Here is a 14,803-nt window from a genome sequence, read left to right as displayed (position 1 = left end):
GCCCCGTTCGTCCGCACCGCCGTTCGATGCACGCCTGATCTCGATCAACGCGGGCGAAAACCCTTCCTTGAAATTAACTAACCCGTCAATTAGCGTCGTCTGCATGAACGCGAAATCCACCGTCGCCAGGCCGCGCGGGCGCCGCCCGTCGGTGGACGACTTCGACCTGCGCGACCACATGCTCGACGTCGCGATGCAGTTGTTCGCCGAGCGCGGCATCGCGGCGACGACCGTCGCGCAGATTGCCGCGGCCGCGGGCGTCACGTCGGCGATGGTCCATTACTACTTCACGAATCGCGAGCAGCTGCTCGACGCGATCGTCGAGGAGCGGCTTGCGCAGGTCATCGCGTTCGTGTGGCGGCCAACCGCCCCGCAGATCGAAAACGATCCGTTCGCGCTCGTCGCCGAACTCGTCGACCGGTTCTTCGACGTCACGCATCGCATGCCCTGGCTGCCGTCGATCTGGCTGCGCGAGATCGTCCACGAAGGCGGCCTGCTGCGCGAGCGGATGATCCGGCGCATTCCGCTCGAGCACGTCGGCCGCTTTGCCGAGCGCATCCGCGCCGCGCAGCAGGCCGGCACGCTGAACCCCGCGCTCGAACCCGCATTCCTGTTCCATTCGATCATCGCGCTCGTGATGCTGCCGCTCGCCACCGCGAAGCTGTGGCAAAGCGCGCGCGGCCTGCCGCCGGTCGATCGCGACGTGCTGCATCGCCACGTCCGCGCGCTGCTCGGTTCCGGCTTGCAGCCGCCCGCCGCCGTGCCGGATGCCGGCGCACATTCGCCCCGGAGGCCGTCGTGAACGTGTCCCGCCCGCCGCCGCTCGCCCTGGCCGCCGCCGCCGTCGCGCTGCTCGCCGGCTGCGGACGGCCGGCGAACGACGTGGCGACTTATCAAGGCTATGTCGAAGGCGAATTCGTGTACCTGTCGTCGTCGCAAGCGGGCACGCTGACGCAGTTGTCGGTCGAACGCGGCCAGGCCGTCGCGGCCGGCATGTCGGTGTTCTCGCTCGAAGCCGTCAACGAAACGGCCGCATTGCTGCAGGCGCAGCATCAGCTCGCGGCCGCACGCGCGCAACTTGCCGACCTGCAGACCGGCAAGCGTGCGCCGGAAGTCGCGGTCACGCGGGCCCAGCTCGCGCAGGCCACCGCACAGGCCGCGCGTGCCGCCGCGCAACGCGCGCGCGACGAGCGCCAGTACGCGGCCGGCGGTCTGTCGAAGCAGCAGCTCGACGATTCGCGCACGTCCGCGCAGACCACCGCCGCGCAGGTGCGCGAGTTGCAGAACCAGGTCGACGTCGCGCGCCTGCCGGGACGCGCGCAGCAGGTGGCCGCCCAGGCCGCGCAGGTCGATGCCGCGCAGGCGGCCGTCACCGAAGCACAATGGAAGCTCGACCAGAAGCGCGTCGCCGCGCCCGCCGCCGGGCGCGTGTACGACACGCTGTACCGCGTCGGCGAATGGGTGCAGGCCGGCAATCCGGTCGTGCAGATGCTGCCGCCGCAAAACCTGAAGGTGCGGTTCTTCGTGCCGGAAGCCGCCCTCGCATCGATCGCCCCGGGGCGCACCGTCGCGATCCGCTGCGACGGCTGCCCCGCCGACGTCCCCGCGCACGTCACCTACGTGTCGCGCGAGGCCGAATACACGCCGCCCGTGATCTACAGCAACGAGAGCCGGACCAAGCTCGTGTTCATGGTCGAAGCGCGCCCCGCCGTCGCCGACGCGCCGAAGCTGCACCCGGGCCAGCCCGTCGCCGTGAGGATGCGATGAACGCGCCCCCCGCTCCGTACGCGATCGACGTCGACCGCCTGAACAAACGCTTCGGCGACAAACACGTCGTGAAGGACGTGTCGTTGCGCGTCGCGCGCGGCGAGATTTTCGGCTTTCTCGGGCCGAACGGCAGCGGCAAGACGACGTCGATCCGCATGATGTGCGGCCTGCTCACGCCCGACTCGGGCAGCGGCACCTGCCTTGGCTACGACATCGTGCGCGACAGCACGCAGATCAAGCGGCGTGTCGGCTACATGACGCAGCGCTTCTCGTACTGGGAAGACCTGTCGATCCGCGAGAACCTGGATTTCGTCGCACGCGTGTACGGGATGCCCGATCGCCGGGCGGCCGTCTCGCGCGCGCTCGACGGGCTCGGCCTCGCGAGCCGCGCGGACCAGCTCACGGGCGCGCTGTCGGGCGGCTGGAAGCAGCGTCTCGCGCTCGCCGCGTGCATGCTGCACGAGCCGGAACTGCTGCTGCTCGACGAACCGACGGCCGGCGTCGATCCGGCCGCGCGCCGCGACTTCTGGGAAGAACTGCACCGGCTGGCCGCGCAAGGCATCTCGGTACTCGTCAGCACGCACTACATGGACGAAGCCGAACGCTGCCACAAGCTCGCATACATCGCATCCGGCGAACTGCTCGCGCAGGGCACGTCCGAGGAAATCGTCGCGTCGCAGCACCTGTCGACACGCTCGGTCACCGGCGGGCATCTGGCCGAACTGTCCGCGCGCCTGCGCACGATGCCGGGCGTCGACCAGACGGTCGTGTTCGGCTCGACGCTGCACGTGAGCGGCCGCGATCGCGCGCTGCTCGACGCAACGCTCGCGCAGGTCGCGTCGCAGGCCGACGCACAGACGGACGGTCGCGCACCGCTGCAGGTCGCGCCGATCGACACCGGGCTCGAAGACGTCTTCATCTACATGATGGGCCGCGCGTCCGGGCCGCCCGGCGGAGCGGCGACATGAACGCGTGGACGGGCCTGCGCGAATCGTTCTCGGTCGCGCGCTGGTGGAGCATCGTGCTGAAGGAATTCCTGCAGCTGCGCCGCGACCGCGTGACGTTCGCGATGATCGTCGGCGTGCCGATCATCCAGCTCGCGCTGTTCGGCTTCGCGATCAACACCGACCCGAAGCATCTGCCGACCGCGGTGATCGTCGCCGACTCGAGCCCGTTCGCGCGCAGCTTCATCGCCGCGATGCGCAATTCCGCGTACTTCGACATCGTCGCGACGCTGCCCGACGAATCGGCCGGCCGGCATGCGCTTGCCCGTGGCGACGTGCAGTTCGTGCTGAGCGTGCCGGCCGATTTCTCGAAGCGGCTGCTGCGCGGCGAGCGCCCGGCGCTGCTCGTCGAGGCGGACGCGACCGATCCCGTCGCGACCGCGTCGGCGATCGGCGCGCTGCCGGGCCTCGTGCAACCCCTCGCCGACAAGGACCTGACCGGCCCGCTCGCGCACCTGAACGGCCGCCCGGCCGCGTTCGACGTGGTGCTGCACCGCCTGTACAACCCCGAAGGCATCACGCAGTACAACGTCGTGCCGGGGCTGATGGGCGTGATCCTGACGATGACGATGGTGATGATGACGGGCCTCGCGATCACGCGCGAACGCGAGCGCGGCACGATGGAGAATCTGCTGGCGACGCCCGTGCGGCCGCTGGAGGTGATGACCGGCAAGATCGTCCCGTACGTGTTCATCGGGCTGATCCAGGTGTCGATCATCCTCGCCGCCGCGCGCTACGTGTTCGACGTGCCATTCGTCGGCGGCGTGTTCGCGATCTACCTGTCCGCGCTGCTGTTCATCGCGGCGAACCTCACGGTCGGCATCACGCTGTCGTCGCTCGCGCAGAACCAGCTGCAGGCGATGCAGCTCGCGGTGTTCTACTTCCTGCCGAACATCCTGCTGTCGGGCTTCATGTTTCCGTTCGCCGGGATGCCGCGGTGGGCGCAATTCATCGGCAACCTGCTGCCGCTCACCTACTTCAACCGCCTCGTGCGCGGCATCCTGCTCAAAGGCAACGGCTGGGCCGACCTGTGGCCGTCCGTGTGGCCGGTCGCGCTCTTCACGCTCGTCGTGATGGGCATCGCGCTGCGCTTCTACCGGCGCACGCTCGACTAGGGGCCGCGCGATGAAACCGGCTTCGCGTCACGCCTCCCACTCCGCCCGCGGCAGCGCATTGGCGGCCGTTGCGCTGCTCGTCGCCGGATGCGCGGTCGGGCCGGATTTCCACACGCCGGACGCGCCGGCCACGCAGCGTTACACACGCGACGAAGCGCCCGCGGCGACGGCGGCGGCCAGCGACGCGCAGACGTTCGCGCTGGCCGCGCACACGCTGCAACGCTGGTGGACGCGGTTCGATTCGGCGCCGCTGAACCGGCTCGTCGATACCGCGTGGCAAAACAGCCCGACGCTCGCCGAGGCCCGCGCACGGCTCGACGAAGCGCGACAGAACCATGCGGCGCAAGCCGGCGCGACGATGCTGCCGCGCGTCGACGCGAACCTGTCCGCCACGCGCCAGAAGGTCGACGTCGCCGCGTTCGGGCTGCCCGCCAACGTGCCGAATCCGGGGCCATTCACGCTGTACGACGCGTCGGTGAGCGTGTCGTACGTCCTCGACGTGTTCGGCGGCAACCGGCGCGCGCTCGAAGCGCTGCGCGCGCAGGTCGACTATCAGGCATACACGCTCGACGCCGCGCGCCTGACGCTCGCGGGCAACGTCGTCGCGACCGCGATCCTGCGCGCGTCGCTCGCGCAGCAGATCGCGCTCACACGTCAGCTCGTCGACGCGCAGGCGCGGCAGTTGCGCATCGTCGAAGCGCGCTTCGCGGCGGGCGGCGTATCACAGGCCGACGTGCATGCGCAGCGCACGCTGCTCGCGCAGACGCAGGCCTCGCTGCCGCCGCTCGCGGCCCGCTTCGCGCAGGCCGGCCACCGGCTCGCGATCCTGCTGGGCGCGCCGCCGTCCGACGCCGCATTGCCCGACCTCACGCTCGATGCGCTCGCGCTGCCGCACACGCTGCCGGTCGCGCTGCCGTCGACGCTCGCGCGCGAACGGCCCGACATCCGCGCGGCGGAGGCCGTGCTGCACCAGGCGAGCGCGAACGTCGGCGTGGCGACCGCGAACCTGTATCCGCGTTTTTCGATTTCGGCGGGGATCGGTTCGGAACGCACGCGCATCGCGGATATCGTGAGCGGGCTCAATGTCTGGAATGTCGGTCTCGGCCTGACGCAGCCGCTCTTTCACGGTGGCGAACTGCGCGCGAAAAAGCGCGCGGCCGAAGCCGCATACGACGCCGCGTTCGCAAGCTATCGGGAAACCGTGCTGCTGGCGCTCCAGCAGGTCGCCGACGCGATGCGCGCGGTCGAACACGATGCGGCGGAACTGGAGGCGCGAGACACGGCCGCACGGGAAGCGGCGGCAGGCAACGCGATTGCCGGCGACCGTTACGCGGCAGGCGGGATCAGCACGTTCGCGCTGCTCGACGCGCAGCGGCAGGCACTGCAGACCGCGCTCGACCGCACACGCGCGCAGGCCGACCGGCTTGCCGATACGGCGGCGCTGTTTCAGTCGCTGGCGGGGAACTGGTCGGACGATTCGAGCCGCTGACGATCGGGACGGCTTGGGCATACGCCGTCGGACGCTGCTCGGCCGACGACGGCACCCGCGCCACGCGTGCGGCGCGCACCCACGAAAAAAAACCGGCCCGAAGGCCGGTTTTTTCATACCGCATGCCGTGAGCGGCGCTCGCGCGCCGCGCGACATCAGAAGCGGTGGATCAGGCCGACGCCTGCAGCGATCTGGTTCTGCTTCGAACCCGCGCCCACGCCGTCGCCGATCGACGTCGTTGCGTTGACGATGCCGCCGGTCAGGCCGCTGATCGTGTTGCCGCTAGCGTGCTGGTACGCTTCAACCGCGTACAGGCCCGTGCGCTTCGACAGGCTGTAGTACTGCGACAGCGTGACCTGGTGGTACTTGGCCGCGCTCGAGACGCCGTTCGATTGGGTCGCACGCGTGTACGAGTAGCCTGCCGCGAAGTCCCACTGCGGCGCTGCCTTCCAGTGCAGCACTGCGCCCGCCGTGTTGAAGATCGCCGTATTGTGGAATGCCGACAGGTTGCCCGGGATGTACTGGACGTTCGAGTACGACACCGAGATGTCCCACGCCGGCGTGAACTGGTAACCGGCCGTCACGGCGACACGTTGCTGCGACTGTGCCGTCTTGTAGCCGCCGTTGATCGACGACACGGCCTGCTCGGCACCGTTGCCGTTCGAATCCAGACCGTTTTGCGCGGTCGAGTTCGCGCCCCACACGCCGCCGCCGAGCGTCGCGTTGTTGATGCGCTGATAGCCGACCGCGATGCCTGCCGGGCCGTTCAGGTACTGGATCGCCGCGCTCCAGGTCGAGCCGCGGTTGAAGCTGCCTGCCACGCCGCCGAGCGAGTACGAACCGCCGACCGTGAAGCCGTAGAACTTCGGCGACATGTAGACGAGCGAGTTGTTCGCGCGGTAGCTGGTGTCCAGCGAGTCGATATCGCCCGGGTGCGCGCCGTAGTAACCGGTCAGCCAGGTCGTCGGGCTATACGGCGACAGCAGCGTGTAGTACGCGGTGTACTGGCGGCCGGCCGTCAGCGTACCGTACGTCGGGTTGGTCAGACCCACCCACGCCTGACGCGTGAAGATGCCGTTCGCCCATTGCGACGAGCCGTTGTTCGCGTTGAAGCCGGCTTCCAACTGGAAAATCGCTTTCGTGCCGCCGCCGAGATCTTCGCTGCCCTTCAGGCCGAAGCGGCTGCCTGCCCAAATGCCGGTGGCCATCTGCACCTTCGAGTGACCGCCCGTGGTCGCGCCGACCGCCGACGAGTTGTTCTGCCAGGCGATGGCGTTGTCGACGATACCGTACAGGGTCACGCTGCTCTGGGCGTGGGCGGCGGTAGCGGCTGCGAGACCCACTGCCGTCATGGCGAAAGCGACGCGCTTTTTCATTGATTCTCCGTCCTCAAAGAATGATTTCTTTTCTGGTGTGGTTTTATGACTGACACATGTGCGAGTACATGCCGGTGCGATTCTGACGGATTACCAATCGTTTCCCAACATGTGCAGTCGGTCATCGTATGATCGACGCAACGCAGGGGTTCACCAAACGGTTACATAACACCTGAAAACGCTTACGCGGTGGGCCTTTCCGGCATTTCCCGGTGAAAACCCTAGCTTTACATTTTTACTGGTGCATCGCGACCGTCCAATGTCGTCAGACGCCTTCGGCAATAACCTTCTTACAAATGCGCGACCGCGGCGGCTGCCACGATTCAACGCCGCCGCGCAGGATCGCTGACATTCATGACACCCACGTTTCGGAAAGCGAAATCGTGAAAACGTTTCAGTGCGTGTGGGGAGAATCGGACGGAAGCGGCCCGGCGAATGCGGGCCGAGGGGCGATGCCCGCGCCTGTCGCGCCGGCATCGTTCAGCGAGAATCAGCGCGCGGACGGTTGCTCGATCCGCGCGTTCACCGCATCGACGAGCGCGTTCATGCGCGCACGGATCGCCGCGTTCGAGCCGACGAGCGCGAGCGACGACGCCATGATCCGGTAGATCCGCTTGCGCGGCACCTTCGCCGGCCTCGCCGGATCGAGCCACGCGTCATGGCCGGCCAGCCGTTCGAGCGTTTCGAGGCCGATCATGATCGGCCACAGACACGCGAGCCGCAGACGCACGAAACGGCGCGGAATCGCCAGCGTGTACCGGCACGCGTCGCGATACTGATCGAGCGCCACGCGCAGCAGGTCGACCAGCACGCCGCGCGCGCGCGCCGACGCATCGGGCGACATCAGGTCGGCGACGCCCACGCGGTGCGCGGCCAGCACGTCGTCCGGCAGGTAGCAGCGGCCGATCCGCAGGTCCTTCGCGCAGTCGCGCAGGATGTTGGTCATCTGCAGCGCCTTGCCGAAACGAATGCCCTTCTCGCGCATGTCCGCCAGGTCCCAGCCGCGCGCGGCCCGCGTGTGCGCGCCGGTCATGTCGGTCCAGAATTCGCCGACGCAGCCGGCGACCAGATACGTGTAGCGATCGAGCATGTCGCGGTCCGGCAACGACGCGACCTCTCCCGACTGTTCGTCGGGGAACGTGCGCAGGTCGAACTCCATCCCCGACGTCAGCGTCGCGACGACCTTGCGGATCGATGCGCGATCCGCCTCCGGCTGCGCGCGCAGCAGCGCGAGCATCGGCTGCATCGAGCCGAGCAGCACGTGCTCGTGCGAATCCGTCTGCATTCGCGTCACGTCCTCCAGCGCACGCGACAGCGCCGCGCCGTCGCCGAGCCGCTCGACCTCGTCGCGCAGGTCGGTCAGCAGCGCCGCGCGGCGATCGGGCGCGACGAGCGCCGTGTCGGCGATCGTGTCGGCCGCGCGCGCGAGCAGGTAGGCCAGGCCGACCGGGTCGCGCATGCCGTCGGGCAGCACGCGCAGCGTCAGGTAGAAGGAGCGGGAAACGTTCTTCAGCAGGTCGCCGAGCAGGTAGGCGGGATCGGTATGAGTCGTCATGGGTCGGTAAAAATCGGCCGGCGCGGGCCCCGGACGCACACGGGCGCCGGGCGCCCGCGCCGGCCCGCGAGTCGCCGCATCGTCGCGCGGGCGGGCGTCGGCCCGGCGCGGCGATGCAAAAGTCCCGCAAGTTTAGTGCATCCGGCGCGCCGGCTCCCGGCGACGGCCGGATCGCACCGCTCGCACGGGCGCGCAATCCGGCCGTCCCGTTCACCTTGCGCAGAAACACGAAAGAAAGGCGCGAGTAATACATATGTAATTATTCGATGCGACGATCGCGTCCCGTTCGATCCCGCGCGGCCCGCCGAGACAGGCTGCGCCGCCGGAACGACGCCCCTTTCACCGACTTCCGTTTCGAAGGTTCACCGACATGCTCTTCACGCGCCCGACCGCCCTGCGCTGCATCCCGTTCGCTTGTGCCGCCGCCCTCCTGCTCGCCGCCTGCGGCGGCGACGACGTGTCGGCATCCGATCCGACGCAGCCGATCTCCGCGAAGGTCCAGGTGGTCGGCCATCGCGGCGCGAGCGCGCTGCGCCCCGAACACACGCTCGCGTCGTACCGCAAGGCGATCGAGGACGGCGCGGACGTGATCGAGCCCGACCTCGTCTCGACGCGCGACGGCGTGCTCGTCGCGCGCCACGAGAATGAAATCTCCGGCACGACGAACGTGTCGACGCTGCCGCAGTTCGCGAGCCGCAAGGCGACCAAGACGATCGACGGCGCGCAGCTGACCGGCTGGTTCACCGAGGATTTCACGCTCGCCGAGTTGAAGACGCTGCGTGCCCGCGAGCGCATTCCGCAGGTCCGCCCGGCGAACACCGCGTACAACGACCAGTTCGAGATTCCGACCTTCGACGAGATCGTCGCGCTCGCGAAACAGATGTCCGCGCAGACCGGCCGCACGATTCATCTGTATCCGGAAACCAAGCACCCGACCTACTTCCAGTCGGTCGGCCTGCCGCTCGAGGACCGTCTCGTCGATGCGCTGCTGAAGGATCCGTACACGGCACGCACGGCGACCGTCTACATCCAGTCGTTCGAGGTCGCGAACCTGAAGACGATCCGCAACCGGATCAAGTCGAGCCAGCCGAACTGGAAGCTCGTGCAGTTGATGGACGAAGCCGGCCAGCGTCCGTACGACTTCGTGATGGCGAACGACAAGCGCACCTACGGCGACCTGTCGACGCGCGACGGCATGCGCGAGATCGCGTCCTATGCGAACGGTGTCGGCCCGTACAAGACGTCGATCATCGCCGTGGCCGCGGACGGCACGCTGCAGCAGCCGACGCCGTACGTGCGCTACGCGCACGAAGCCGGCCTCGTCGTGCATCCGTACACGTTCCGTCCGGAGAACAACTTCCTGCCCGCGTCGCTGAAGGACGGCGGCACGCCGGCCACGCGCAACACAGCGGGCTCGGTGCGCGAGATCCAGGCGTACCTGCGCGCGGGCATCGACGGCTTCTTCACCGACGATCCGGCCGTCGGCCGCACGGCCGTCGATACGTTCAAACGGTGAGCGTACCGAACGTGTCGGATGCGGCATGCGATGCGCCGCTGAACGCGCGGCAACCGGGCGCGGCGCAAGGCGTGCCGCACACCGGATGCCGCGCGGCGCTCAGATCACGCGGAAGTGGTGCGTGCCGTCCCGTTTCAGTTGGTCGACCAGCCCGTATTCCCAGTCGAGATACGCCTGCATCGCGGCGGCCGCGTTGTCCGTGCCTTCATACGGGCGCCGGTAGCGGTCGACGCGCGGCGACGCCAGATGCGTCTCGCCGTGCTCCAGCGGCAGCCCCGCGTCGATCCACGCGGCCGTGCCGCCGGTCAGCACCGAGATCGCCGCGGAAGCCGGCAGCAACGCGCGCGCGTCGTCCGCCGCGAACCGCGCGAGCAGGCTCGATCCGCACGTGAACACATAGCGCTTCGCCGGCGGAATCGCGGCGAGCGCGTCGCGCAACCGCGCGCGCACGACGAACCACGCGCCGGGAATATGCCGCTTCACGTAGTTCGCGCTGGTCGTCACGTCGACGATCGCGATCTCGCCCGCCCCCGCCTCCTTCAGCCAGCCCGCGAGCGTCGCGGGCGACACCTCGGCCACCTGCGGCGTCGCGGGCACGTCGCGCGGCGGCTGGCCGCGCTCGGTGAAGGCCGCCGTGCCGGCCGGCTCGATCACGCGCACGTCCCAACCCATCTGCGCGAGCCACGACGCGGTCATGTCCGCGCGCACGCCGTCGTCGTCGGCGAGCACGATGCGCGCGCCGCGCACGGCCGCGTGATGATCGGTCTCCTGGACGAGCTGGCCGCCCGGCGTGCCCAGGAAGCCTGGCAGATGGCCGGCCTCGTATTCCTCCGGCGTGCGCACGTCGAAGCGATACAGCGTGCGGCCCGGCTCGTCGAGCGCGGCGACGTCCGCGAGCGCGATGCGCGGCACGCCGGCGCGCTCGGCCACCGCGCGCGCGGCGCGCCGGGCTTCCTCGCGCTGCGCGGGTTCGACGTCGTCGGGAAAGCGTCGCGCGGCGCCGTGCTCGAGCGTCTGGCCCGCGAGCGTCCAGCCGATCGTGCCGTTGCGCAGTGCCGCGACCGGATTCGGCAGCCCTGCGTTCACGAGCGACTGCGTGCCGATGATGCTGCGCGTGCGGCCCGCGCAGTTCACCACGACCCGGGTCGCGGGGTTCGGCGCGAGCGCGCGCACGCGCAGCACGAGTTCCGCCCCCGGCACGCTCGTCGACGTCGGGATGTTCATCGTCTGATACTCGTCGAAGCGGCGCGCGTCGACGATCACGACGTCGGCCTTCTCGTCGATCAGCGCCTGCACTTCCTGCGCCGACAGCGACGGCGTATGGCGCTCGGCCTCGACCCATTCGCCGAACGACTTGCTCGGCACGTTCACGTCGATGAACAGCTCGCCGCCCGCGGCGAGCCAGCCCGCGAGACCGCCGTCGAGCAACCGCACGTCGGTATAGCCGAGCTGCGCGAGCTTCGCGGCCGCGCGCGGCGCGAGATCCTCGCCGTCGGCTTCGCCGAACACGACGATCGGCGTGTCGCGGCGCGGAATGCGCGTCCACGCGTCGAGTTCGAGCTTCGACAGCGGAAAATTCGCGGCCCAAAGCGGATGGCCCTGCGCGTATGGATCTTCCTCGCGCACGTCGATCAGCGCGAGCTCGTCGCGGGCCAGGAGGCGTGCGCGTACGTCCTGGTACGACGCGACGGGGAAACGGGAAGTGGAATCAACGGATTGCGTCACGATGTCTCTGTCGGATTCTGTTGAAGTCGGTGAAGAAAGCAAAGAAGCTCGGGGCTGCGGGCGTGTGCGCTTGCAACGGGTTGCCCGCGACTTGCGGCGTCACACGTTCGAATAGCCGGACACGAACGGCTTCACGGTGCCGTCGTCCAGGAACACCGCGCGCTCGACCTTGCCGATGTTCGCGCCGTACACGTGGATGCTGATCGACACCTGGTCGGCGAACGCGTTGGTCACGCGATGCACGTCGCCGATATGCGGCGACACGGCCTCGACGTCGCCCGGCTGCAGCCGCACCGCATCGCCCGACGGCACCGGCTTGCCGGTCGCGTCGAACCGGTACGGCTGCGAAAACTCGCCGCCGCGCAGCATGCCGATCAGCCCCCACACCGTGTGATTGTGGATCGGCGTCGTCTGGCCGGGCCCCCACACGAAGCTGACGACGGAGAACCGCTCGTCGGGATCGAGATGCAGCAGGTACTGGCGGTAGCGCTCGGGATCGGGCTGCGCGAATGCGTCGGGCAGCCAGTCGTCGTGCGCGACGAGCGCGGCAAGCAGCGCGCCGCCCTCGTCGAGAATGCGCGCCTCGTTCGCGCCGGACGCGAGCAGCGCGCCCAGCCCGTCGACGAACGGACGCAGCGGCGTCTGATGCAACGAAAGCGTACTCATCGGCTGCCTCCTCGAATATGATGCCGAATATGATGAATCGTCATGATGCACCCGAAATACCATGCAGAACAAACATGAAAATTAGCGATATCGACGCTTTTGCAGCGGTCGTCCGCTGCCAGACGCTGAGCCAGGCCGCGGCCGAGCTCGGGATGACGCAGCCGGCGATCACGCGGCGCGTGCAGAATCTCGAGGAAGCGCTCGGCGCGACGCTGCTCGACCGCAACACGAAACCGCCGCGTCCGACCGACATCGGCCTGCAGGTGTTCGAGCAGTGCCGCGCGATCCTGCGCGAGGTCGATGCGCTGCGCGAACTGACGGCCGGCCAGCGGCCGCCCGCCGGCGAATTCCGCGTCGGCCTCACGCAGGGCCTCGGCGAACTGATGCTGCCCGGCCTGATCGCGCGGATCGCCGGGCAATGGCCCGCACTCGCCACGCAGGTCACGACCGCCTGGGGCGGCATGCTCGTCGAGCGCGTCGCGCGCCGCGAACTCGATGCGGCGCTGGTGTTTCTGGCCCGCGAAATGGTGCTGCCGCCGCACGTCGAGGGCGAACGGCTGCTGGCCACCCGGCTCGTCGCGGTCGGCCGCAAGGGCGACTGGCCGCGCCGCAGCTATCGGCTCGCCGACTGCCAAGCGCGCGGCTGGGTGCTCAATCCCGACGGCTGCGGCTTTCGCGCGGGCCTGCGCCGCGCGCTCGACGCGCAAGGGCTGCCGATGCCCGTCACGCTCGACGTGTATGGACGCGACCTGCAATTGCAGAGCGTCGCGAACGGCTTCGGCATCGGGCTGATGCCGCTGCCGCTCGTCGAAGGCAGCCCGCTGCGCGACGCGGTCGAGATCGTGCCGCTCGCCGATTTCAAGCCGCAGATCGATCTGTGGCTGCTGCACCGGCAGGATGCCGCGCGCATCAAGGCGCCGCTCGCGGCCGTGGGCGCGCATGCGCGCGCGGCATTGGCGCTGCCCGCGGATGCCGCCGCGCACGACGAGGCCGCTTGACCGAGGCCGGCGACGCCGGCACCGCGCTGTCCCGTTTGCGCCGACCGTCGTGCGGTCCCGCTCACGCATCGCTTCGACCGGATGCCGGTGCGTCGCGCGATGTCCCACCCGTCTCCGCGTTCGCGGTTGCGTTCGCGCTTCGCGCCGCGGCGTCGAGCGCCGCACGCCCGGCGGCGACCGCGATCGCATCGTCCTGCGGCGTATGCACGCGGCTGCACAGCACGTCGCGATAATGACGTTCGAGCGGATTGTGGCGGCTCAGCCCGTGATTGCCCGACAGCTTCAACGCGTGCTCGACCGTGCGGATCGCCTGCTCCGTCACGGTTCGCTTGACGAGGCCGCTCGTCGTCACCGTCGGCGCGTCACCCGCATCGGTGCGCGCAATGTGCTCGTCGAGCAGCACGCGGTTCGTGTGCAACCACCCTTCGATCTCGCCGACGGCCTCCTGAATGCGCGGCAGCGTCGCGAGCGGGGCCCCGAGCCCGCTCGGCGCGCGCGTCGTCGCAAACGCGAGCAGCCAGTCGCGTGACGCGCGCGCCACCGCATCGTAGAGGCTGCCGAGCAGCGCGACCATCCACGCCTGTTGGTCAGCCTGCGCGTCGACATCCGCATGGCTCGCGGCCGATACGGCCCACGCATCGGGCGCGCGCACGTCCACCGCATGATCGGCGGGCAGCCGCACGTCGTCGAACACGACCTCGTGGCTGCCCGAGGCGCGCAGGCCCAGGTGATTCCAGCTTTCGATCACGCAGATGCCTGCGTCGTCTTCCACATCGCGCTCGCGCCGCACGAGGAATACGCCGACACGCGGCTCGGGTTCGTCGGTGCGTGCCCACACGGCGAGCCAGCGCAGCGCCGGAATGCCGGTGCTGTACAGCTTGTGGCCGGACAGCCGCCAGCCGTCGCCGTCGCGACGCGCGATCGTTTCGGGCAGGCCGCCGCGCGACGGCGACCCGAGCGCCGGTTCGACACGCAATGCGTTGATCAGCGCGCCTTCGGCGACCGCACTGTCGAACACCGCACGCCGCACGCGCGCGGGCCAGCGGTTGTCCGCACGGCCGAGCGCGCGATGCTGCAGATACGTCATCGTCAGCACCAGCGCGGTCGCGGGATCGGCGCGCGCGACGGCGGCCACGATGCGGCTCGCCTGCGCGAGCGTCGCGCCCGCGCCGCCATGCTCGCGCGGCACGACCTGCGCGATCAGCCCGGCGCGATGCAGCCGCGCGAAGTTCTCGTGAGGGAAGCGGCCGTCGACGTCGTTACGGGCGGCGTCGGCGGCGAGTTCGGGCGCGAGGCGCTCGAGCAGCGCCGCGACGCGCGCATCGTCGGCAGGCAGGTGGCGCAGCGACGACTGCTGCGGTAGCGGCGAGGAAGCGGCAAGGCTGGCGGACATCGGTACGGATTCCCTCGGTGACTGGGTAGCTGGCTAACGGATCGGCGCTCATGGCGAAGATCCATCGGCGGATGGCGCGGCGGCGCGTGAAGCCGGCGGCACCCGGTTGCGCACTCGCGCGCCGTGCCGGTTCGCGGACGTTTGCCGCGAATGCGTGCGCACGCATCGGCATTCGCACCGCGCCGCGCATCCCGAGCCG

Annotated in this window: 12 protein-coding genes; 7 read left to right on the top strand and 5 right to left on the bottom strand. The window is 69.4% G+C overall.

What is annotated here, in order from left to right; genetic code table 11:
• Positions 1-103: 103 nt before the first annotated feature.
• The 5 genes from WS49_RS05700 to WS49_RS05680 are packed head-to-tail and all read left to right on the top strand — an operon-like array spanning position 104 to position 5,375.
• Positions 104-802 carry a TetR/AcrR family transcriptional regulator gene (locus tag WS49_RS05700; protein ID WP_059525257.1) on the top strand — a complete coding sequence of 233 codons (699 nt, stop codon included), beginning with the start codon at positions 104-106 and terminating at the stop codon, positions 800-802.
• The gene (locus WS49_RS05695) at positions 799-1,767 is read left to right on the top strand and encodes an HlyD family secretion protein (protein WP_082725468.1); all 969 of its coding nucleotides are present in this window, start codon (positions 799-801) and stop codon (positions 1,765-1,767) included. Before WS49_RS05700 ends, WS49_RS05695 begins: the two co-directional genes overlap by 4 nt.
• The gene (locus WS49_RS05690; protein WP_059525255.1) at positions 1,764-2,735 is read left to right on the top strand and encodes an ABC transporter ATP-binding protein; all 972 of its coding nucleotides are present in this window, start codon (positions 1,764-1,766) and stop codon (positions 2,733-2,735) included. The genes WS49_RS05695 and WS49_RS05690 overlap by 4 nt, the downstream gene beginning before the upstream one ends.
• Entirely contained in the window at positions 2,732-3,886 is a 1,155-nt protein-coding gene (locus WS49_RS05685) for an ABC transporter permease (RefSeq protein WP_059525253.1), read from the top strand. The genes WS49_RS05690 and WS49_RS05685 overlap by 4 nt, the downstream gene beginning before the upstream one ends.
• 10 nt (positions 3,887-3,896) lie before the next feature.
• The gene (locus tag WS49_RS05680; protein WP_059525251.1) at positions 3,897-5,375 is read left to right on the top strand and encodes an efflux transporter outer membrane subunit; all 1,479 of its coding nucleotides are present in this window, start codon (positions 3,897-3,899) and stop codon (positions 5,373-5,375) included.
• Positions 5,376-5,530: 155 nt separating this feature from the next.
• On the opposite strand, the gene WS49_RS05675 is transcribed toward WS49_RS05680, so the two are convergent.
• Entirely contained in the window at positions 5,531-6,751 is a 1,221-nt protein-coding gene (locus WS49_RS05675) for a porin (RefSeq protein WP_059525249.1), read from the bottom strand.
• 490 nt (positions 6,752-7,241) lie between these two features.
• Entirely contained in the window at positions 7,242-8,306 is a 1,065-nt protein-coding gene (locus WS49_RS05670) for a phytoene/squalene synthase family protein (protein ID WP_059525247.1), read from the bottom strand.
• A gap of 370 nt (positions 8,307-8,676) precedes the next feature.
• On the opposite strand from WS49_RS05670, the gene WS49_RS05665 reads away from it, so the two are divergent.
• Positions 8,677-9,822: a glycerophosphodiester phosphodiesterase gene (locus tag WS49_RS05665; protein ID WP_059525245.1), complete on the top strand. Its 1,146-nt coding sequence runs from the start codon at positions 8,677-8,679 to the stop codon at positions 9,820-9,822.
• A 99-nt stretch (positions 9,823-9,921) separates the two neighbouring features.
• On the opposite strand, the gene WS49_RS05660 is transcribed toward WS49_RS05665, so the two are convergent.
• Together WS49_RS05660 and WS49_RS05655 are read right to left on the bottom strand one after the other, a co-directional pair.
• Positions 9,922-11,547 (bottom strand): rhodanese-related sulfurtransferase, encoded by a 1,626-nt coding sequence (locus WS49_RS05660; RefSeq protein WP_059525243.1) that lies wholly within the window; start codon positions 11,545-11,547, stop codon positions 9,922-9,924.
• A gap of 99 nt (positions 11,548-11,646) precedes the next feature.
• Positions 11,647-12,213, bottom strand: coding sequence for a cysteine dioxygenase (locus WS49_RS05655; RefSeq protein ID WP_059525241.1), 567 nt, complete (start codon positions 12,211-12,213; stop codon positions 11,647-11,649).
• A gap of 74 nt (positions 12,214-12,287) precedes the next feature.
• On the opposite strand from WS49_RS05655, the gene WS49_RS05650 reads away from it, so the two are divergent.
• The gene (locus tag WS49_RS05650; RefSeq protein WP_059525239.1) at positions 12,288-13,211 is read left to right on the top strand and encodes a LysR family transcriptional regulator; all 924 of its coding nucleotides are present in this window, start codon (positions 12,288-12,290) and stop codon (positions 13,209-13,211) included.
• 61 nt (positions 13,212-13,272) lie between these two features.
• On the opposite strand, the gene WS49_RS05645 is transcribed toward WS49_RS05650, so the two are convergent.
• The gene (locus tag WS49_RS05645; protein ID WP_059525237.1) at positions 13,273-14,604 is read right to left on the bottom strand and encodes an acyl-CoA dehydrogenase family protein; all 1,332 of its coding nucleotides are present in this window, start codon (positions 14,602-14,604) and stop codon (positions 13,273-13,275) included.
• Positions 14,605-14,803 lie beyond the last annotated feature (199 nt).

Origin of the sequence: Burkholderia sp. RF7-non_BP4, assembly GCF_001521935.1 — a bacterium.
In the GTDB taxonomy this organism is placed as follows: Bacteria; Pseudomonadota; Gammaproteobacteria; order Burkholderiales; family Burkholderiaceae; genus Burkholderia; species Burkholderia diffusa.
The sequence above is the reverse complement of the archived record's forward strand: the minus strand, read 5'-3'. Positions and strand labels throughout refer to the sequence as shown.